The 18,448-nt window shown below is 68.4% G+C and carries 16 protein-coding genes and 7 pseudogenes; 13 read left to right on the top strand and 10 right to left on the bottom strand.

Annotated elements, in window-relative coordinates; genetic code table 11:
- Positions 1-8 precede the first annotated feature (8 nt).
- A complete protein-coding gene (locus ACQUSR_RS00495; protein WP_431040515.1) occupies positions 9-713 on the bottom strand; it encodes a hypothetical protein in 705 nt (234 codons plus the stop codon).
- Positions 714-858: 145 nt separating this feature from the next.
- On the opposite strand from ACQUSR_RS00495, the pseudogene ACQUSR_RS00490 reads away from it, so the two are divergent.
- Positions 859-974 (top strand): annotated as a pseudogene (locus ACQUSR_RS00490) (DUF3151 domain-containing protein); the annotation flags it as partial.
- A gap of 380 nt (positions 975-1,354) precedes the next feature.
- Here ACQUSR_RS00490 and ACQUSR_RS00485 read toward each other — a convergent pair.
- The 3 genes and pseudogenes from ACQUSR_RS00485 to ACQUSR_RS00475 form a co-directional block, all read right to left on the bottom strand.
- Complete coding sequence (locus ACQUSR_RS00485; RefSeq protein WP_431040514.1) at positions 1,355-1,480, bottom strand: hypothetical protein; 126 nt, start codon at positions 1,478-1,480, stop codon at positions 1,355-1,357.
- A gap of 64 nt (positions 1,481-1,544) precedes the next feature.
- Positions 1,545-1,750: pseudogene (locus tag ACQUSR_RS00480) on the bottom strand (transposase); the annotation flags it as partial.
- 9 nt (positions 1,751-1,759) lie between these two features.
- Positions 1,760-3,421, bottom strand: coding sequence for an MFS transporter (locus ACQUSR_RS00475; RefSeq protein ID WP_431040513.1), 1,662 nt, complete (start codon positions 3,419-3,421; stop codon positions 1,760-1,762).
- Between the two features lie 67 nt (positions 3,422-3,488).
- On the opposite strand from ACQUSR_RS00475, the gene ACQUSR_RS00470 reads away from it, so the two are divergent.
- The 4 genes and pseudogenes from ACQUSR_RS00470 to ACQUSR_RS00455 all read left to right on the top strand — a co-directional run bounded on the left by ACQUSR_RS00470 (position 3,489) and on the right by ACQUSR_RS00455 (position 6,271).
- Positions 3,489-3,917: a MerR family transcriptional regulator gene (locus ACQUSR_RS00470; protein WP_431040512.1), complete on the top strand. Its 429-nt coding sequence runs from the start codon at positions 3,489-3,491 to the stop codon at positions 3,915-3,917.
- 166 nt (positions 3,918-4,083) lie between these two features.
- Positions 4,084-4,644 (top strand): annotated as a pseudogene (locus ACQUSR_RS00465) (AAA family ATPase); the annotation flags it as partial.
- A gap of 5 nt (positions 4,645-4,649) precedes the next feature.
- Positions 4,650-5,474: an ABC transporter gene (locus tag ACQUSR_RS00460; RefSeq protein ID WP_431040511.1), complete on the top strand. Its 825-nt coding sequence runs from the start codon at positions 4,650-4,652 to the stop codon at positions 5,472-5,474.
- Between the two features lie 116 nt (positions 5,475-5,590).
- Entirely contained in the window at positions 5,591-6,271 is a 681-nt protein-coding gene (locus ACQUSR_RS00455; RefSeq protein ID WP_431047295.1) for a DUF4097 family beta strand repeat-containing protein, read from the top strand.
- Here the strand turns inward: ACQUSR_RS00455 and ACQUSR_RS00450 are convergent.
- Positions 6,252-6,419: a hypothetical protein gene (locus ACQUSR_RS00450; protein WP_431040510.1), complete on the bottom strand. Its 168-nt coding sequence runs from the start codon at positions 6,417-6,419 to the stop codon at positions 6,252-6,254. The two genes, ACQUSR_RS00455 and ACQUSR_RS00450, sit on opposite strands and share 20 nt — an antisense overlap.
- A 276-nt stretch (positions 6,420-6,695) precedes the next feature.
- Here ACQUSR_RS00450 and ACQUSR_RS00445 point away from each other — a divergent pair, with 276 nt between their 5' ends.
- Both ACQUSR_RS00445 and ACQUSR_RS00440 read left to right on the top strand, forming a co-directional pair.
- The gene (locus ACQUSR_RS00445; protein ID WP_431040509.1) at positions 6,696-7,268 is read left to right on the top strand and encodes a dihydrofolate reductase family protein; all 573 of its coding nucleotides are present in this window, start codon (positions 6,696-6,698) and stop codon (positions 7,266-7,268) included.
- Positions 7,269-7,478: 210 nt separating this feature from the next.
- Positions 7,479-8,000 (top strand): annotated as a pseudogene (locus ACQUSR_RS00440) (transposase family protein); the annotation flags it as partial.
- A gap of 87 nt (positions 8,001-8,087) precedes the next feature.
- On the opposite strand, the gene ACQUSR_RS00435 reads toward ACQUSR_RS00440, so the two are convergent.
- The 3 genes and pseudogenes from ACQUSR_RS00435 to ACQUSR_RS00425 form a co-directional block, all read right to left on the bottom strand.
- Complete coding sequence (locus tag ACQUSR_RS00435; RefSeq protein ID WP_431040508.1) at positions 8,088-9,779, bottom strand: MFS transporter; 1,692 nt, start codon at positions 9,777-9,779, stop codon at positions 8,088-8,090.
- Positions 9,780-9,948: 169 nt separating this feature from the next.
- Positions 9,949-10,432: pseudogene (locus tag ACQUSR_RS00430) on the bottom strand (transposase); the annotation flags it as partial.
- 157 nt (positions 10,433-10,589) lie between these two features.
- Positions 10,590-11,174, bottom strand: a complete 585-nt coding sequence (locus ACQUSR_RS00425; RefSeq protein ID WP_431040507.1) for a YdeI/OmpD-associated family protein — start codon at positions 11,172-11,174, stop codon at positions 10,590-10,592.
- A gap of 100 nt (positions 11,175-11,274) precedes the next feature.
- Between ACQUSR_RS00425 and ACQUSR_RS00420 the strand changes: the two genes are divergently transcribed.
- The 4 genes and pseudogenes from ACQUSR_RS00420 (at position 11,275) to ACQUSR_RS00405 (ending at position 14,827) form a co-directional block, all read left to right on the top strand.
- Complete coding sequence (locus ACQUSR_RS00420; RefSeq protein ID WP_431040506.1) at positions 11,275-11,472, top strand: hypothetical protein; 198 nt, start codon at positions 11,275-11,277, stop codon at positions 11,470-11,472.
- 123 nt (positions 11,473-11,595) lie between these two features.
- Positions 11,596-12,438 carry an AraC family ligand binding domain-containing protein gene (locus ACQUSR_RS00415; protein WP_431047293.1) on the top strand — a complete coding sequence of 281 codons (843 nt, stop codon included), beginning with the start codon at positions 11,596-11,598 and terminating at the stop codon, positions 12,436-12,438.
- A 257-nt stretch (positions 12,439-12,695) separates the two neighbouring features.
- A complete protein-coding gene (locus ACQUSR_RS00410) occupies positions 12,696-14,108 on the top strand; it encodes an L-lactate permease (protein WP_431040505.1) in 1,413 nt (470 codons plus the stop codon).
- Positions 14,109-14,456: 348 nt separating this feature from the next.
- Positions 14,457-14,827 (top strand): annotated as a pseudogene (locus ACQUSR_RS00405) (AAA family ATPase).
- Positions 14,828-15,171: 344 nt separating this feature from the next.
- Here the strand turns inward: ACQUSR_RS00405 and ACQUSR_RS00400 are convergent.
- Positions 15,172-15,639, bottom strand: coding sequence for a VOC family protein (locus tag ACQUSR_RS00400; RefSeq protein WP_431040504.1), 468 nt, complete (start codon positions 15,637-15,639; stop codon positions 15,172-15,174).
- Between the two features lie 382 nt (positions 15,640-16,021).
- Here ACQUSR_RS00400 and ACQUSR_RS00395 point away from each other — a divergent pair, with 382 nt between their 5' ends.
- Positions 16,022-16,585 (top strand): dihydrofolate reductase family protein, encoded by a 564-nt coding sequence (locus ACQUSR_RS00395; protein WP_431040503.1) that lies wholly within the window; start codon positions 16,022-16,024, stop codon positions 16,583-16,585.
- 199 nt (positions 16,586-16,784) lie between these two features.
- A pseudogene (locus ACQUSR_RS00390) lies at positions 16,785-17,004 on the top strand (IS5/IS1182 family transposase); the annotation flags it as partial.
- Between the two features lie 367 nt (positions 17,005-17,371).
- Here the strand turns inward: ACQUSR_RS00390 and ACQUSR_RS00385 are convergent.
- Positions 17,372-17,899 carry a hypothetical protein gene (locus tag ACQUSR_RS00385; RefSeq protein WP_431040502.1) on the bottom strand — a complete coding sequence of 176 codons (528 nt, stop codon included), beginning with the start codon at positions 17,897-17,899 and terminating at the stop codon, positions 17,372-17,374.
- Positions 17,900-18,448: the final 549 nt, after the last annotated feature.

Raw genomic sequence — 18,448 nt, 5'->3', positions numbered from 1 at the left:
ACCCGGCGTCAGTCGCCGTCGATGATCTGGTGTAGGTAGATGATCTTGGTGTCATCCCCGTCCGGGGCGTCCGGGTTCTCGGCGTCGGACTGGAAGTAGAACTCCGGGGCCTTGGGGCCCTTGAGGTCGCCGTTGTCTTCCATCAGCACAAGCTGGTCGAGGAACTTATTGGCGTCCGGTGTCTTGGTGCCCAGCTTGCTCGCGAGCTCGCCGCCCACGACCACCTTGAGGTGGTTCGAGTCGACGAGTACGTTCATCGCGGCCCCGGTCGCGCTGGTCGGCACGAAGTTGGGGCCCATGTCGCCGCACTCGTACATGCCGAGGACGAGGCCCATCACCGGGTAGGGGCTCTCGCCGCCCATGTTGACGGACTCGATCTTCCCGTAGGGGCCCTGACCGTCGTTGTCGCAGACCGAGCCGGGCGGGGTCTGCCGGTCCGCGTGGTCCCGGTCGCCCTTCTCGTTACTGCCGCCCGAACCGCCATTGCCGCCACCGGAGTTGGAGCCACCGGTCTTGGACGGGGTGGCCTTGCCCGTCTTGTCCGGGGCGGGCTTCGAGGGCGCGTCCGTGGACTGCGACGCGCTCGCGGACGGGCTCGTCGTGCCGTCGGCCTTTCCGTCGCCCTCGCTCGACTCGCAGGCCGTGGTGGTCAGGGCCGCCGCGACGGCCACTCCCAGCGCGTACAGCTTCATGCTCTTGCGCATCGCACGCATGGACAGATCCCCCGTTGTTGTGCGCACGTTGTGATGTGCATGGTCAATGAAACGGCGCCTGGGAAGTGTGCCTTCGGAGCCGAGTGTTCCGCGCTACCCGCGCCGGATCGTTACGGATCACGGACAATTACCCAGACTTGGCACCGTGGTCATTCACGAGAACCTGCTCGGGGGACCGCCCCGGACCCATCTGCCCGACGACGCGGAGCCCGCGAGCTGCCCGCCGGCGGCGCCGTCCCGGCCGACGTCGCGGCCAAGCACTAAGACAGCCCGTTCTGGAGGCGGGACCGGCGACCAGGGCGTGGACGTCCTCGCCCTGTACGAGCTCGGCAATCACCTGTCGGTCCAGGCGAAGTACGGTTCTGCCGTTCCCGGCAGCCGACAAGGTGCACTTGGTGTGACGATCTCGCCTTACTACCCCGGGCGCGAGTGTGAGGCGGTTGCCCGGGTGAGGCTCGGGCCGGAGTCCGAGGATGATGCTTGGCGGGCGGCTGAGCGGGTGAACCAAGGCTCAGGAGCGGGCCGTCGGGGCGTGATGCACAGGTGGCGGTGCTGGTGATGAATACCGGGGCCCCGTTGCTGCTTCGACCATGGGAACGCCGGTACCACCGCGGTGGCGGCCCGGTTGCGACGTCGACCTGTCATTCGTACGCGACGACGATGGCGACGAACAGCCACAGCAGGGGGAGGAGGATCATCACCGCGCACCCGATGCCCAATAGCCCGAGCTCCGAGGCGTGGGTGGGCTCCGGTTCCGTCTCAGACAAAGCACCCCCCGATCAGGACCACAGCGACGAACGCCAGCGGCGTAGGCGACATAGCCAGGCCATCTCGTCGGGCGTCACCTGTCCAGGACTCCGGCAGGTACAACTCCCGGTCCACCAGCGCCCGCCCCTGGAGGTGGCATAGGCGGCGAACACGCCGATCTGATGGTTTTCGGTGCGGCCGGCCGTGCCGGAGTACTGCCGCTGGACGCCGGCCGAGGCCGTGCCCTTCTTGATGAAGGCGGTGTCGTCCACCACCCCAACGCCATCCGGGCGGCCTGCTCATCGACCCTCGGCGGTTGCGATTTTCGTGGTGCCTGCGGCGGCTTGGGTGGCTTCGGTCTTCGTGGTACCAGCGCTGGCTGTGGTGGCTTCGGTGTCTGCGGCGCCGCTCGGCTCTGTAGTGGCGTGGCCAGGGCGGGCTCGCGGCAGCAGCGATACGGCCAGTACGGCCAGGGCGGCGACGAGCAAGGCGCTGATGCCGCTGATGATGTTCAGACCGTGGGTGAAGGCAGCGCGGGCGGGGTCGAGCAAGACGTCATGCAGCCGGTCGGGGAGGCCGTCCACCGTGGCCATGGCGTCGGGAAGGCTTGCACGAGCGGACTCGGCCTCCGGCGCCGGGATCTCGCTGGGGACGGTGCCGGTCATCCGGTCGCGGTAGACGGCGGTGCCCACGGTACCGAGGACCGCGACGCCCAGCGCGACGCCGAACTCGGTACTCGTCTCGGACATCGCGGCGGCCGAGCCCGCCTTCTCGGGCGGGGCCGCCCCGACGATCAGGTCGGTGCCCAGCACGAACATGGGGCTGATGCCCATGTAGACGATGACGAAGCCGGTCACGAGGACGGGCAGCCCGGAGACACTGTCGACCTGGGTGAGTACCAGGTAACCGACCGCCGAGATGGCCAGCGAGGCCCCGATGACGTACGCGGCGGGCACCTTGCGGGCGAGCGCCGGAGTCAGGGCGGACGCCAGGATGAGCGCACCGGCGGCGGGCAGCAGCCATAGCCCCGCCTTGAGCGGCGAGAGCCCCTCGACCAGTTGCGTGTACTGGGTGATGAACAGGTAGACCCCGCCCATGGCGGTGATGCTGAGCAGCTGGATTCCCAGGGCGGCGCTGAACGAACGGTTCCTGAACAGCGTGACGTCGAGCAGGGGACTGGCCAGCCTGGACTGCCGGTGCACGAACAGCACACCGAGGAGCAGACCGCCGGTCAGGGCGGCGACGGGCAGCGCCGCGAGGCCGTCCTTGGCCAGCTCCTTGATGCCGTAGATGATCGGCAGGATGGCGGCCAGGGACAGCACGACGCTGGTCGGGTCCAGTCGGCCGGCTCGGGTGTCGCGGTACTCGGGAAGCAGCACCGGAGCGGTCACCAGCAGCAGGATCATCACCGGCACCCCCAGCAGGAAGACCGAGCCCCACCAGAACGCCTGGAGCAGCAGCCCGCCCAGCACAGGCCCCAGCGCGACACCGGCCGAGAAGCAGGTCACCCAGACGCCGATGGCTGTGCCGCGCTGCCTTGGGTCACGGAACATGTTGGTGATCAGCGCGAGAGTGGACGGCATCAGGGTCGCCCCGGCTATCCCGAGCAGCGCGCGAGCCGCGATCAGCATCTGGGGGCTGGTGGAGTACGCGGCGAGCGCCGAAGCGGCGCCGAACGCGGCCGCCCCGATCATCAGGAGTTTCCTGCGGCCGATCCGGTCGCCCAGCGTGCCCATGGTGACCAGGAAGCCGGCGATCATGAAGCCGTAGATGTCGGCGATCCAGAGCAGTTCGCTGCCGCTTGGTTGGAGGGCGGCGCTCAGGTGCGGTACGGCCAGGTACAGCACGGTGGCGTCCATGGCGAGCAGCAGGGTGGGGAGCGCGAGCACGGCCAGCCCGAGCCATTCTCGGGGCCCGGCCAGCTGTCGGGGGAGGGTCGTGTGGGGCGTTTCCGTTGACATGCCGCGTAAGCTAAACCCTCACGTCGACGTCAGAGTCAACTCGCTTTTCGGGGAGCTTGGTCATCACATGCGTATCGGGGCGTTGTCCCAGCTGACCGGAGTCAGCGAACGGGCTCTGCGGTACTACGAGGAGCAGGGGCTCCTGCGTCCGCTGCGACGGCCGAGCGGGTACCGCGAGTACACCGATGATCACGTCCACACGGTGCGGAGCATCCGCACGCTCCTCGCCGCCGGTCTGGGCACCGCGACCATCGCCGACGTACTTCCCTGCATGGTCGACGAGGGCGGGCAACTCGCGGCCGCCTGCCCCGACCTGCTGGTCGACCTGGCCAGGGAGCGGGACCGGATCACCGCCGCCATGGATGAACTAGGGGCCGCACGCGAGATGTTGGACGCCATCATCGCCGCGCCCGTCCCTCCTGAGGCGGCCCAATCGCTGGACTGCGACGAGGCGGTCGGCACTGAGGTTGGTGCACCGCAGGCCCCGTCGTCCTGAGTCACCAGCCCCTCAGCCACCAGTCCGTGAGCCGTCGGCGGAGGCGGCAAGCGGCTGGTGATGAGCGTCGGTCGTGCGTGCGGCCGCTCTTGCCTTACCTAATGAGCTCGTTCACCTGGGCGATCGGCGAGGTGCGGCCCCTGCTTGCCGAGCGAGGGTGAACCGTATGGGGCAGCGCCTCGGCATCGCCGCTGCCCTTCTCGGCGATTCCAAGACGCTGCTCTTCGACGAGCCGGTCAACGGCCTCGACCCGGACGGTGTGCGCTGGGTACGGGAGCTGATGCGTTGCCTGGCCGCGGAGGGACGGACGGTCTTCGTTTCCAGTCATCTCATGAGCGAGATGCAGGAGACCGCCGACCACCTGGTGGTCATCGGCCGCGGCAAGGTCATTGCCGACGCCCCGATCGAGGAGGTCATTGCGGGCAGCTCGCTCAACGCCGTCCGGGTCCGGACACCGCAACCCGACGTATTCAGACGGGAGTTGATGCATGCCGGCATGAGTGTGGAGCGGGACGCCGGCTCCGCCCCCGGGGAGCTCATCGTGGTCGGCGGCACCTTGGAGGAGATCGGCCAGACGGCCTTCCGCCACCACGTCCCCGTCCACGAGCTGACGTTGCGCAAGGCCAGCCTGGAGCAGGCGTACATGGAACTCACCGCGGCCAGCGTGGAGTACGGGTCCCTCCCGCTGTCCCCGATCACCGACGCACCAGATCACCAGAAGGCGTAATGAACATGACGACAACGACGACAGCCGCGACGGCGACGACAGCATGGGCGGCTCCCCGGCTCGTCGGCCCCGTCAAGGGCGGCGGATTCCGAGGCGCCCTGGCCTTCGAGTGGACGAAGTTCTGGAGCGTGCGGGCGACGTGGTGGAACCTCCTCGTCGGTCTGCTGCTCACCACGGGCTTCGCCGCGATGGTCGGCGCATCGGCCGACGCCAGCGCGGCGAAGGGCGTCGACGGGACGATGCCCGCCCCGCACCACGCCTCCCAGGCGTTCCTGATCTCCCAGTTGACCGTGGTGGTGCTCGCCACCCTCGCACTCACCAGTGAGTACTCCAGCGGTTCCATCCGCACCACGCTCCAGAGCGTGCCGCACCGCTGCCGCATGCTGATGTCCAAGACGCTGGTCGTGATGGGCGTCGTCGCCGTCGCGGGCTTCGCCTTCAGCCTGCTCGCCACGTTCGTCGCCGCCTTCTTCATGCGTGGCCACGGCACGTGCACGGGTGGTGAGCTACTGGCGACGGCGCTCGGCACGGGCACGTATCTCGCCCTCCTCGCGGTGATGTCCATCGGCCTCGGCACCGTGCTGCGCAGCGCAGCGGGGACCATCACAACCCTCATCATGGTGCTGCTCGCGCTGCCCCAGCTGATGGGCGTCATCGCCGCCAAGTGGCTGGAGACCACCTCCGACTTCATGCCCAGCGTCGCCGGCACCGTATTGATGACGCAGGACAACGATCCCTATGGCGCCGCGACCGCCCTGCCGGTCCTCCTGCTCTGGTCGCTCGCCGCATTCGTGGCCGGATACGTCATGCTGCGCCACCGAGACGCGTAGGAACTCGGGACCGGGCTCTTCGTCCAGCGCCCGCATGGCCTTTCGCGGCATGCAGGCCTCCTGATCACAGTGCTGTTGTGCCGCCGCTGCCACCGCTTGAGGCGACGGCCCCGGCACTGCCAACGGGCCGTAGGCACGGTGCGTTCACCGCCCCGGTCTCCGCTGTCCTCGCCATTCCTGCGGGCCGCATCCAGTTCGTCGCCGCCGACCGGGCCGACACCACGGTCGAGGTCCTGCCCGCCAACACCGCCAAGAGCGGCGACGTCAACGCGGCCGAGCAGATCCAGGTCACCTATGGCGACGGCGTCCTGCGGATCGAAGCGCCGGAGCCGAAGAACCGGATCCTCGGCGACTTCGGATCCGTCGAGGTGACCGTCCAGCTGCCGGCCGGCTCCCGAATCGAGGCCAGGGCGGCCAGCGCCGAACTCCGCGGTGTGGGGCGGCTCGGCGACGTCGCCTTCGAGGGCGGCTACCGCTCGGTCAAGCTCGACGAGGCCGCAAGTGCCCGCCTGACCGCCCTCGACGGCGACGTCCAGGTCGGCCGCCTCGGCGGCGACGCCGAGATCAGCACCCAGAGGGGCGACATCCAGATCACCGAGGCGCTCCGTGGCACGGTCACCCTGCGCACCCAGCAGGGCGACATCACGGTCGGCGCCGCCCGCGGCGTCTCAGCCTCCCTGGACGCCGGCACCTCCTACGGCCGCATCAGCAACACGCTCAAGAACACCGACGGCACCCCCGGCCTCACCGTCCACGCCACCACCTCCTATGGCGACATCACCGCCCGCAGCGTCTGAAGCACCGCTCCGCGGCCTCGCCGACCGGGATGCCCGCGTAGCCGAGGCCGACGAGGACGACATCGCGCGAGCCGAGGCAGTCGACCTCCGCCACGATGCAGTCCGTGTGCGTCTGCTGCCCGGCCAGCACGCCCCGCTTCTCCGTCAAGCCGACAGCGTCAGCGGGTGCGCACCGTGCCCGGCCGGCCGCCAGCAGTTCCCCGGCGGCGTCGTCCCACGCCCACGCCCCGAGCCATGCCCCCTGCGACACGTACGAAGTCGGTTATGGCGGGACCGCAAGGCAGGCCACTGACATCGCGTGGTCGGGAACGTTTTTCACTGGCGGCCGATGAGTTTCTGCACGATCTTCTGTCAGACATGGTGTTCGACCGGAGCACACGGCGGCCGAACAATGAGAAACCCATACGAGTTACTGAGGAATCACATGCGTACCCTGATCAGCTCTGCCTTCATCTCCCTGGACGGCGTCGTGGAGGCCCCGGGGGGCGAGCCCGGCTACCGGAACTCCGGATGGACCTTCAAGGATGTGGAATTCCTTCCCGAGGCGTTCGAGATCAAGAGCCGGGAGCAGAAGGAAGCGTCCGCGATCCTGCTGGGCCGGACCAGCTACGAGGCGTTCAGCCCTGTGTGGCCGGACATGGAGGACTTCGCCGACTACAAGCTCATGCCGAAGTACGTCGTCTCCACCACCCTCACCGAGGACGAACTCGTCACGAACTGGGGCGCGACCACGATCCTCCGCTCACTCGACGAGGTCGCCGCGCTGAAGGAGACCGAGGGAGGCCCGATCATCATGCATGGCAGCGCCACCCTCAACCGGAACCTCTCGGACGCCGGCCTCATCGACCGCTACCACCTGCTCGTCTTCCCGCTCCTGCTCGGCGCGGGCAAGCGACTGTTCAGCGGCTCGGACAAGGACACCCAGAAGCTGAAGCTGGTCGAGCAGGAGGCGTACGCCAACGGCCTGCAGAAGCAGGTCTTCGACGTCGTCCGCTGACGAAGCGCCCGCCACTTGCCTGACTATCCGTCCGGCAAGTGGCGGACCAGCGGCGTGCCCGCTGCCGGGGTCTCACGGGATGCCCCGCGCCCGTCTCCGACGTCCCCAGTCGAAAGGCGCCCCCGTGAGACCGACCTGAAGGGTCCTTGTGGACCGCTCGGATCCAGGCGGCCGGCCCTGGTCTCTTGAAGATGACCAGAGTCGGAGTCTGTGAGCTGCGCATTGCTCAGCTTGGTGAGCGCATCGTGGTCCGGGACCCGATGGCGGCGTCTGACCGCCGGCCGTCAGGCTTTCCTCACCCTGGCCCATCTGTGGTGCGGTGACACCTACGCCAGCTCGCCGCCGGGTTCGGAACCGGCATCGCGACCGTATACCGCTACATACGCGAGGCCGTCGACGTACTGGCCGCCCTCGCGCCCACCCTGGCCGAGGCGATGCGCATCGCAGGGACCAAGGCGTTCGTGAGCCTGGACGGCACGCTGCCGCCGTTCGACCGGATCGCCGCCGACACCCCGTACTACTCGGGCAAACACAAGCGCCACGGCATGAACGTCCAGGTCCTCACCGACCCGTTCGGCCGCCTGCTGTGGGCTTCGCCCGCTGCCCGGCTCCACCCACGACCTGACCGCCGCCCGTACCCACGGGATTGTCGAGGCTCTCGCCACCGCCGGCCTCAAGTGCTGGGCAGACAAGGCGTACCAGGGCGCTTGCCGCCCGATCCGGATTCCCTTCCCACGAACGAACCGGATCACCGACCTTGTGAAGGCTGTCCTCGTCCTTCACCACGCGACAGCGTGAGGTCGGGAAAGGCTCAGTGTGTCAGTGGCCGCCCACGTCATTGCCCTCATAAGCGGGTTGGTTTTCGGCCTCAGAATGGGTCGCCCCAGTCGCGGAGCGGCTGCCTTCTCGATCGTAGTCCGGCTCCTGTGCCAGCCCCGTGGGCTTTCCGACAGGACGCAAGGCAATCACCAGCACAGCTGCTCCGAAGAGTGCGATGAGCATGATCCAGACCGCGCCGACGTGCATAGCGTGAATGAACGCATCATCGGCAGCGTGCGCAAGAGTGGGCCGGTGGGTCGCGGTGGCGACATGCCGAGCCTGTTCGGCGGAAACCCGCGCCTGGTCCTGCACTGGCCCAGGTGCATCGCTCAGCGAGGGTTCGATCGCACGCCGATACACGATCGACATGATCGTGCCGCCAACTGCGATCCCGATCACGCTGCCGGTCTGTCGCACGGTGTTGGTGACGGCCGACCCGGCGCCGGCCCGTTCCAACGGCAGGGAGCTGATCAATGCTGCCGTCACTGGGCCGATCACCATGCCGATTGAGAGGCCCTGGACCAGCAACAGGATCTCGATCCAGATGAGTGGGGTTTGCAGTCCGAGGAAGCCGTACGCGCCCATGGTCAGCGCCGCCACGATGAGCGCTGGCGCGGTGACAGAACGTAGTGACCAGCAGCGAACCAGACGCGCGCCGAGAGGCGCCCCCAGGATCGCACCGAGCGCGGTCGGGAGACTGGCCAAGCCCGCCTCCATCGGCGAAAAGCCGCGTGCGCCCTGAAGGTAGAACGCGCTATAGAAGGTGACGGCGGCCACGGCAAAGAGGAGCAATCCGAGCGCCGCGTTGCCGCCACCGAATGTACGTTGCGCGAGCAGTCGGGGATCGAAGCTGGGCGTTTTGATTCGCAGTTCGACGAGTACGAAAGCGGCCAGCAGGACCAGTCCGACGGCGATCGGCGCCCAGACATCTGTACGACTCCAGGCGGCCACCTGCCCCGCATGGATCAGCCCATAGGCCAACGCCGCGAGCCCGCTGATCGACAGCAACATTCCAGCCGGGTCCAGCGGCCGCGGGATGGGGCTGCGGAAATTCGGGACCAGCATGGCGATCTCGACCAACGCCAGCGCCACGACCGGGATATTGACCAGAAAGACCGAGCCCCACCAGAAATGGTCGAGAAGCAAGCCTGCCAACACTGGGCCTGCGGCCATTCCGACACCGGCGGATGTCGAGGAAATGGCGATCGCGGTTGTCCGCGCGGGGCCGGTGAAGGTCCACATAAGGATGGCCAAGTTGGCGGGCATGATCAGCGCGCTGCCTACTCCCATCGCGGCTCGAGCGGCAACCAGCTGGCCTGCGTCGCCTGCGTACGCCGCCCACACCGAGGACCCGGCGAAGATCACCAATCCAGTTGCCAGCACAGTCCGGTGACCGAAGCGATCACCCAGTGCGCCTGCGGTGAACATCAAGGTGGCGAAGGCCAGAGTGTACGAGCCTGTGGCCCATTGAAGCTCGGCCGGGCTGGCATCCAGTCCACGGACCGGGTCTGCGAGGGTCTCCAAGGTGGTACTCAGGACGGTGTTGTCCAGCCAGATCAGCAGCGAGCACAACATGAGAACGGCAAGGATCAACTGCTGCCTGAACTTCGGCAACGTTGGGGACGTGGTCATGAATACCCTCGGGTGCGAACGGTAAAAACCTGACGCGGTTGGACCGTAGGCAATCGTCACGCCCCTGTCAATTCCTGAATGCCCGTGAACAAACTGCTGGTTCCAGCGAGTCGACAGGGGCATATCGTCAAGCCCCTGTCAATTCCCGAGTACCCGTGAACAGACTGCTGGCTTCAGCAAGTCACCGGGGGCATATCCTCACGCCCTTGTCAATTTCTGGGCTTGTTGTTTACCTCGATTGTTCATGAGCCTCGTCAGTTCGCTGACGAGGGCTCTGTGGCCTGTCGATTGCGTGGGTGATGACGTAGGTCCAGGGCCATCGGACAGGCAAACGGAGCCAGCGGCGGCGGCCGGTGTTCACGAGTTGCGCGGCGGCGGAGAACGGCCGGAAGCGGAGCTTCTTGGGTTCCCAGTGGCGTGCCTCGCCGGTCAGGCCGAGCCTCGGCATCCAGGCGAAGAGGTCACGGGTGAGGGGGCGATCTGCAGCCAGATCTGGTTCTGCGCGCTGCCGTGCTGGGGCAGGTTGCGCAGGCCGGTGTCCGTGATGGTCATTCCGACGGCATACGACAGCCACCGTCCGTGCCTGGAGCGCCAGTCGAGGAAGGTGTGGGTGCCTCCGCCGGAGTCGGTGCGAATCAGCGTCTGCCGCCCCGCCGCAGGTGCTTTGGCACCTGAGCCAGGGCGAGTTGAGCCGTGGCGATGCGGTCGGCAGCGGGGCGTGCGGGGGTCGGCGCCTCGCGGGGTGACCTGGCGTCAGACAGACGGGAAGCCATCCGCCGGGGGAGGGGGCCATTCGCCGCCTGATGAGGACGCGCCCCGGTGGTCGCTTCGGGTCACGGCATCAGCGGTCCAGGAGTTCCACCGGGGCGATCACCCTTCGCCCGCCTGCCGTCCCTCCGCCAGGTCCCGTACCGCCCGTTCCAGTCGCGTCTGTCGAGTCTGCGGCGTCGCGGCCTGGAGGAGCGGGAGCATCACGAGGTAGCGGGCGGTCCGGTCGAGCGCGTCGAACGCGGCACGCGCCGCCGGGTGTGCGGCAAGCGCCGTCGCAAGGTCGTCCGGGACAGCGGCTGTCGCTTGCGATGCGTACGCGCGGTCCCAGCGGCCGTCCTCCTGGGCCCGTTGGACCTCGGCGAGGCCGGGCCCTCGCATCCGGCCCGCCGCCGCCAGCACCGCGACCTTCTCGACATTCACCCGCGACCACAGGCTCCTCGGCCGCCGCGGCCCGTACTTCTGCAGGTAATACCGCTCGTCCAAGCCCCGACGCTGCCCGGAGATCCAGCCCCAGCACAGCCCCACGTCGACCAGCTCGTCATCCGTGACCGACGCGATCCCCGACGCCTTCTTCGCAACCTTGACCCACACACCCTCGCGGCGAGTGTGATGCTCAGCCAACCAACCCTCAAAAGCCACCGCATCCGCGAACGCGACGACCTCCACCCCGTTGAACTCCTCCATGCCAGCCAGGCTAACCCAGCCACGCCCGCTGAACCTTCCCGGTCACAGCGCTAGCCGCTTCCCTGCCGCGGCGGGAAGCCGGTCCCGCACATGTGCCGCCGTGGCGGCACACCGTGGTTCAGCTGTCATCCTGATCCGGCTCGACGAGTACGCGCTGCGGCCGACCCACGTGCGGGTGCCGACGTCGTGGGAGCGGGTCAGCTGGGCAGCTCGGGGCACCTGCACGCCGGTGCGCGGAACCTCCTCCTCGTACAGCCAGAGCCGCTCCGCCGGGTGGGCGGGTGTGGCGGGGCAGTGATCTTCAGGAGGCTGGGCCCAATACTGTTCAGCTGTTCACTCGGCTGCTGTCTGTAGTCGAACACGTCAATGAGGCGTGGGTGGCCGTGTGGTCGATGTTGTGAGGCTGGCCATATGTCGGGCGATGCGGGTCTGCGAGCATGCACCGGTGGGAGTGGGAGGCGAGCACGCGCGATTGTGGACCGCGGCCGGCAGCGGGCACGTGGAGCTTTTGGCTGCTCGTTTCGAGCGTTTCGTCTTTGACCGGCACAGCCACGAGCAGCTTTCCGTGGGCGTCATCGAGCAGGGTGCTGAGGGGCTGCACACGGCCGGCGGCACGGTGGTGATACCGGCCGGGCAGTTGGTGATCCTCAACCCCGGTCAGGTGCACACCGGTTTCGCGGCCGAGGAGTCCGGCTGGCGGTACCGGATGTTCTACTTCGACACCGCGATGGTCGAGGAGCTGGCCCGCGAGCATGTGGGTGCCCGGGATGTCTGGTTCCCGGACACGGCGGTCCGAGACGCCGACCTGTTTGCCCGGCTGCGTCGGGCCCACCGCGAGCAGGAGCGCACCGGCGACCCCCTCACCGCCGAGTCCCTGCTGCTCGGCGGTCTGGGTGAGGTGCTGCGTCGGCACGCCCGTACCGGCCGGGTGTCTGCCGCCGGGGCTCCGCAGGGCGTGCGCCGCGGCCCGGATCTGGCCCGGCAGCTGCTGCACGACCGATGGACGGAGCCTGTCACCGTCGCGGAGCTCAGCGCCGCCGCGGGCATGCCGCGGGCCTCGCTCATCGCCGCTTTCCGCCAGGCGTACGGGCTGCCGCCGCACGCCTATCTGCTGCGGCTGCGTGCCAACCGCGCCCGCCGCCTGCTCCTGGCCGGGCAGCGGCCGGCCGAGGTGGCGGCAGCCACGGGCTTTGCCGATCAGGCGCACCTGACCCGTATCTGCAAGCGCTACTTCGGGGTGACGCCTGGGGCCATCCGCCCCTGAGCGTCGGCCTGACGGGACTCCTGGGGCCTCGGCCTGCGGCGGCTCCCTGAGCGTCGGCCTGGCGACCCACTGAACCTGCGACGGCTGACGTGGAGCGTGATCGTCGATGTCGATGTCGATATCGATGTGCGACTTTCGTTCAAGACCGCCGCCGGTCGTGCCGCCAGGCTGTGCCGCAGCCGTTCAGCGAGAGACGAAAGGCGGCAGTAGCGATGGTGTGGGCGATAGCGGTGTCCCCGCTTGTCATGGTGCTGGGAATGATCACGGGGCTGCGTCAGCCGGCGCACCGGGCGGCGGTTGCCGGGGCCGCTGTGGCGGCGGTGCTGATCTGGTGGCTGCCGGACTTCGCGCTGCCGGGCGATGTTCTGGCCGCGGCCGCGGGGGGAGGCGGCCTGCTGGTGCTCAACGCCGCCGCGGTGATGCTGCCCGGCGTGTACCTCAGCCAGGTGCTCACCCGCCGAGAGGTGCACCGGTCGCTGCAGGAGTGGGTACGCGGGCTGCCGCTGCCAGGGCCCGCGAAGATCGCCCTGGTGGTGGCGGGCATCGCCCCCACGGTGGAGGCGCTCACCGGCTTCGGGGTGTCGTTGCTGGTCACCGTGCCTGTGCTGCTTGCTCTGGCGCCACCCCCGACCGCGCTGCGGCAGGCCATGCTGGGTATGAACATCATGCCGTGGGGCACCCTCGGCCTCGCCACTCTCATCGGCGCTGGGCTCACCGGCACCCAGGCGTCCGCCCTGGGCACCGCCACCGCCGTCTCCAGCAGCCTGGTGTTCCCGCTGGTGACCGTGTGGGCGGCGCTGCTGGCCCGCCCGCGGCGCCGGTTCCGGACCGCCGCCATGGCCGCGGGCGCGGGCGGGGCGCTCTCCCTCGGGCTGCTGGCGCTCAACCGGGCGGGCGTGGTTCAGCCGGCGGGCGTGGTGGCCGGGCTGCTCACCACGACCGTTGGGCTGGTGCTGTGCGCCGTCCGCCGGTCCCGCTCCGGCACCGAGCGCCCTGGCCGGCTGCTGCCGCCGCGCACTGTCGTGCACGCGTACGGCCTCGTGCTCGGCGGTATCGCCCTCACCCGCGCGGCCACGACCGCTGGCGTTCCGCGCTTGGAGCTGCACGCGGGCAACGCGAGCTTCGCGCTGTTGTCCTCGCCGGGTCTGCCTCTGCTGGCCGCCGCCCTGCTGCTGGACCGGGGCCGTCCGCACGCCCAGGACGCCCGTGCCGCGTTGGCCCGCGTCGGCCGGCCGCTGCTCGCTTTGACCGGGTTCGTCGCCCTCGGTCTGCTGATGGCGGACAGTGGCATGATCGGGGAGCTGGGTGCGGCGGTCGCCGGGGCGCCCCCGCTGGTCACCGCACTGGCCGCGCCCGCGCTCGGCATGCTCAGCGGCTTCATCACCGGCTCGAACGTCGGCGGTAACGCGCTGATGATGCCGCTTCAGGAACGTATTGCCCCCGGCGGCATGGGACTTGACACGTGGTTCGCGGCCCTGCAGAACAGCGCGGCGGGCCACGCGGTCTTCACCTCGCTGCCGATGATCATGCTGATCCTGGCCGTGGCGGGCGACCGCGCGAAGACCGCGGGCGTCTCGGAGCACAGCCTGCTGCGCTTCGGCTTGAAGGTGGCGGCCGCGGTGTACGCCGTCTTGGGGGCGACGGCCGTTGCCCTGGTCTCGTTCGCCTGATCCTCAACCGGACTCTTGGGGCTACCGCTCGGCGGCCGGGCGCACGGTCCGAGGTCGGGGACGGCCCGCCAACGTGCCGGACGAGCACGTCCGCCTGGTCGATGCCTTTGTTGCTGCGGGGGTGGGTGGTTGGTGTGTGGGTTGGGGTGTGAGGCTGCGGGGTTGATGGTTGGTTGAGGCGTGCGTCCCCGCCACTGGACGTCACCGCGCTGCCGGGCCGGGTCTCGGCCCGGCACTCTCGGCAGACAAAGCAGTCGTCCTCCACTTGGTCTACCTGACACGATCCGGGCGTAGGCTCGGCAGCTGGCCAAGGAGCACAGCGCGCTGCGGCTGACGCCGGATGAGTGGATGATTCCACTGTTCGGCGAGCCGGGGGCGGATGGACAGTGCGACGTGCTGGAAGGACGGCTGCTCTGGCTCGGTCTGGAGGCGCTGAGACTGGGAACCGACGTTTGGTCCTGGATTTCGGATGCTGGCCTCGTGACGAGAGGTCCGCGATCCGCTGGTTGGTGGAGTCTGCGGGCGCGTCCTGCCGCCTTGTCTACGTGCCGGTGGACCATGAGACCCAACGTGCTCGGATCGCCCATCGCCAGTCGGCCACCCCGGATCAGACCTTCCCGATGAGTGAAGCGGACCTCTTGCGCTGGAGGACGCTGTTCGAGGAGCCCGACGCCGCGGAACTCGATGGACATGAGGTTGGAGATCCGCCTCCTGGGTGATCGGGATGGCGGCGCATCCGGCCGGGCAGCCGCCCGGCCCGAGCACTCGCCAACCACGCCAACCACGCCAAAGTCCGTCCCGTTGCTGAGCGGCTCGACAATTCGTCGGTAGTCCCGGCTGCGACTGCTGTTCCCTCGGCCACCGGCCACCGGCCGGCCGGACGGCTGCGGCCGGCTCAGCCGCTGCGAACAGCTGTCCTTGGCCCGGTGTCAGGAGCTACCTGCGCTTGGTGATGGCGAAGGCCGCACCGTGGGGGTCGGTGAGAGTGGCCATCCGGCCGTGGGGTGTGTCCATGGGGGGGGCACATGGACCTGGCCGCCGTACTCCTTCGCCGCGTCCGAGGTCATGTCGACGTCACCCACCGCGATGTACGGAATCCAGCGGTTCGGCTGCTCTGAGTCCTGGGGGACGATGGCGCCGAAGGGCGCTGGCTGCTGTCGCTCGCCGTCGGCGGAGGAGAGCAGGTACGTGCCGGTCCCTGCTCCGTCGTCGGGTCGGCGAGCCAGTACGCTCGCCCGGCCTTCGCGACGTCGAACGCCTCGAACCGCACGGTCCCGCCGTTCTCCTCGACCACCTCGGCCGCGGTATCCGCGTCGGAGGTCTGGAAGTACACCGTCCAGGCCGGATTTCCGTCCCCCTCGTTGAGTTGCCCCAGCCCGGCGACCTTCTTGCCCTGCAGTTGGAAGAAGCCGTACCAGTCCTCCTCGGGGCCAGCCGACTGGTATGTCCAGCCGAAGAGGGCGCGGTAGAACTCGGCGGCCTCTGCGGGATCGGGGCTGTAGAGGTCGAGCCAGCTGGGGGATGCGGTCACGAAGTCGGTGCTGATCGCGCGTCGTGTACTCCCTTTCGTTCCGGTTTGTATATTTTGTCATAGATTGTGCCAGCACGTTGCGATCTGAGTATGTGTCAGGTAGCCGTCTTCGGAGGCGCACCGCGCCGCCTACGGGTCGGTGGTTCGCCGAGTCCCAGTCACAGACGGGGTGTCTAGGACTTACTGAGCTCTTTCAGCGTTGCCGCTCTAGGGTGAGGACGGACGCGGCGAGATCGTGTCCCATCGAGTTGTGTAGTCACTGAGGTTTCCTCAACGAAATGATCTCGTGAGGTGACTCGGCCCACGGGATCCCGCGAGCCGCGATGAGTCCTGCGGCGTCCGGCGGTCGTACTGTCGAACCCGTTACCGAGGAGGGCTTCTGATGCGCAGCGTGACCTATTCGATGAGCGTCTCACTTGACGGCTACATCGTCGGGCCGGACGGCGGCTTCGACTGGACGGCGCCCGACGAGGAGGTCTTTCGCTTCTGGATCGACGAGATTCGAGAGGTCGGCGTCCACCTGTTGGGACGACGGCTGTACGAGACGATGCTGTACTGGGAGACCGCCGACCAGGATCCCTCGCTCGACGACTCCATGCTCGAGTGGGCCGCGCTCTGGAAGCCGCTCCCAAAGGTGGTGTTCTCCACCACACTGTCGGCGGTGCAGGGCAATGCCCGCCTGGCCTCCGGCGGCCTGGCGGAGGAGATCGAGCGGTTGCGAGCCGAGCCGGGGGAGGGCGACATCGCGATCGGCGGCGCGACTCTCGCCGCCGAGGCGGCCGCGGCGGGTCTGATCGACGAGTACCGGGCCATGGTCTACCCGGTGCTGGTTGGCGGTGGCATTCCGTTCTTTCCCCAACGCGAGCGCCGGGTGGACCTCGAACTCGTCGAGACCCGCACCTTCAGCTCGAGAGTCGTCTACCTCCGCTACCGCGTGGCGCGTTAGCCGGCTCGTCCGCCGAGCTCTGGGAAGAACGGGCCGGCCAGTGACGTTCTCTCAGCGAAATGACCTGCGCGAAGCGGTGTGAACTACCGCCTGGCGAAGGCGAGCCGGACGGACCACACCTGACCGCAGACGTACTTAAAGCCCCTGGTAGGACAGGTCTCGCCACAAGATCATGTCCGCAACCACCAGAGGCTTCACGTTGGTCACGTATGTCGCCACGCTCGACGTCCCGCGCCACATCGTGGACCACCTCTCACGCTTGCTGGCCGCACACCCGCGGCGGATCGGCACCCCGCGCGGCAGCCGGGCACTCGGCCCGTTCCACCAAGCCGTCCTGGTCCCTGCGCTGGTTCCGCGAACGCGGCCGCGTGCACTGCCTGGCGCGCGACGCCGGCATCTCCCAGGCCACGGGCTACCGCTCGGTGCAGGTCAGGCTTCTCCAGCAGCGATGCCTCCTCCGAGCGGAGTCCGGCGTGATACAGCGTTCGGAACATCGCGTAGTCCCGGGCAGCGGGTCCGTACTTCCCCGCGGTCGCGATCCGCTGCTTCATGAAGTCGAAGAACTCGGCCACCGGCTCCGGCGTCGGCGGCGGCAGCAGGGTCGGCGAGTCGTCACCGACATGGCGGGACGCGTTGAACTCGTCGATCGGGCAGACCAGTCGGACGCCGAACGCGGCCTCGATCTCGGCCGCCCTTGCGGGCCTACAGGAACCGGTGGAACCCCTTGAAGATCTGCACATACTCACGCCATCTCCACCATGAGGAGCAGACCTGACGGCTTCTGAACTATACGGATCCGTCCACCGACGGACCTGGGGCATACGGCTCGATCTCATGCCACGGGGGCGGGCCACCAAGCTGCCAGTTGAGCGGCAGCTGCGATCCGTCCAGCGAGGCACGAGCCGCATTGACAAAACGCATCTGGCCCTCAACCAGGGCAGTGTGGATCCCTTGCAAGTCCTCGCGCGTCTTGGGCGAGCTGTCGACCAGTTCCGCGAAGCGTCCCACGGCCCCCGTCAGCTCTGAAGCAGCCGCCGCCACTTCACGCGGCGCAACCAGACTGATCATCGTCAGCGCCGAGTGCCACGGCACCCAATCAGCGGTATGGGGCCCGTCCTCGAGGAACGCCTCACGAAGTTCCATCTCCAGCGTGGCGAATGCCTGCAAGAAGGCCGCATACGCCGCCGTCCGGTTGTCCCTGATCCACTGCTGATTCTGGCCCCGCCGTCCGACGACACCACCGGCGACAACACCTACGACCGTGGCGGCAACACCACCCGCGCTCGAGATCACCAGCTCCCACGGAACAGCCAAGACAAACTCCCCCACGCCGAACGGCCCACTCAACCGATCAAGGCTCAGCCCAGAAGCCCAGACGTTAGCCGATCACGCCGGACCCGCTCAGCCCGACCTCGTTGAGATGACCAACCAACGACTCGCCGAATCGCACTGGCACCCACGCACTGACGTCATTTCTCGTGAACATCCCCGCCGCTTCCGGCTGGCAACTGCCGTTCAAACCAGCAGACAATCGCTGCTGCTGAGCATGAACAAACCCAAACTGCTACACCACTCGGCGGGCCGCCATCCTGGAGTGGGCCGCCGATCGGTGGCCATCTCTTGCGTGACTGTCCCCCGACCTTGGTGCGGCCCAGCACTGGGGGACAGGAGCCTGGGGCTGGCCATGGGCGCACTGGGGTGATTCGACAACGTAACCGTGCCAGGCGCGCCGGGCCCGGAAGGATCCGCCGGACAGGCCCTGGGCTCGATCCTGTCCCGTGCCGTTCCTCGCCCTCCCGTGCCGGAATGGAGCGGGCGGGACAGGCCCCGGTTCCAGTGACGGGGCACAGCGCGGCCGGGGCC

It is taken from the genome of Streptomyces sp. P1-3, from assembly GCF_050613155.1.
Lineage (GTDB): Bacteria > Actinomycetota > Actinomycetes > Streptomycetales > Streptomycetaceae > Streptomyces.
Note: the sequence above shows the minus strand (reverse complement) of the source record. Positions and strands in the feature narration are given on the sequence as shown.

Excerpts from the sequence above, each read along its gene's own strand:
- ACQUSR_RS00495 (WP_431040515.1), bottom strand. The coding sequence starts at position 713 with ATGCGTGCGATGCGCAAGAGCATGAAGCTGTACGCGCTGGGAGTGGCC.
- ACQUSR_RS00475 (WP_431040513.1), bottom strand. The coding sequence starts at position 3,421 with ATGTCAACGGAAACGCCCCACACGACCCTCCCCCGACAGCTGGCCGGG.
- ACQUSR_RS00470 (WP_431040512.1), top strand. The coding sequence starts at position 3,489 with ATGCGTATCGGGGCGTTGTCCCAGCTGACCGGAGTCAGCGAACGGGCT.
- ACQUSR_RS00460 (WP_431040511.1), top strand. The coding sequence starts at position 4,650 with ATGACGACAACGACGACAGCCGCGACGGCGACGACAGCATGGGCGGCT.
- ACQUSR_RS00445 (WP_431040509.1), top strand. The coding sequence starts at position 6,696 with ATGCGTACCCTGATCAGCTCTGCCTTCATCTCCCTGGACGGCGTCGTG.
- ACQUSR_RS00425 (WP_431040507.1), bottom strand. The coding sequence starts at position 11,174 with ATGGAGGAGTTCAACGGGGTGGAGGTCGTCGCGTTCGCGGATGCGGTG.
- ACQUSR_RS00415 (WP_431047293.1), top strand. The coding sequence starts at position 11,596 with ATGCGGGTCTGCGAGCATGCACCGGTGGGAGTGGGAGGCGAGCACGCG.
- ACQUSR_RS00410 (WP_431040505.1), top strand. The coding sequence starts at position 12,696 with ATGATCACGGGGCTGCGTCAGCCGGCGCACCGGGCGGCGGTTGCCGGG.
- ACQUSR_RS00395 (WP_431040503.1), top strand. The coding sequence starts at position 16,022 with ATGCGCAGCGTGACCTATTCGATGAGCGTCTCACTTGACGGCTACATC.